Raw genomic sequence first — 523 nt, forward strand, 5'->3', positions numbered from 1 at the left:
GACAGCGCGGCTCCTCCCAAGTTAAAAAAGTTTATATCTGTCAGAAAAGTAAGCTCCCTATAAATTCATTTTTTGTGATCACAGAAAATGAATTTTTTATGTCTATTTTTTGTGATCACAGAAAATGAGTTTTTTTAGTTTAATATCGTTTTTACTTTTTCTAGGGATTCGTCATAGTTTTTGCGCTTGAGTGGAAAGGACAAATGATCTGCATGCAGACAGTCGGTAGCCGTGCATTTGAGTTGAATGTCGATTTTTGGCGATCGGACAAGGACTGAACCTGTAACGCGAGTAGAGAGAGTCCAGTCAATACTATCATCATCGGGATCGGGTTTCGCAGTACTACATCCTACTGCCAGGGCAACCGCATAAAAAAGGTAATAAAATTTAGGAGAAAATAAACAAATAAAGCCACAATGAATAGCCCTATCGAAGTAAGTTTACTGAGCCACTTTGAGGGAGTAGAAGATCCACGAGATAATCGAGGGAAAGAGCATATCTTGCTAGACATAATCGTGATAGC

At 38.8% G+C, this 523-nt stretch carries 1 protein-coding gene; it reads right to left on the reverse strand.

Annotated elements, in window-relative coordinates:
- Positions 1–134: 134 nt before the first annotated feature.
- Positions 135–422, reverse strand: coding sequence for a DUF4365 domain-containing protein (locus AC805_RS27465; protein WP_082429524.1), 288 nt, complete (start codon positions 420–422; stop codon positions 135–137).
- Between the last annotated feature and the right edge of the window lie 101 nt (positions 423–523).

Origin of the sequence: Pseudanabaena sp. 'Roaring Creek' (genome assembly GCF_001402795.1) — a bacterium.
GTDB lineage: Bacteria > Cyanobacteriota > Cyanobacteriia > Pseudanabaenales > Pseudanabaenaceae > Pseudanabaena.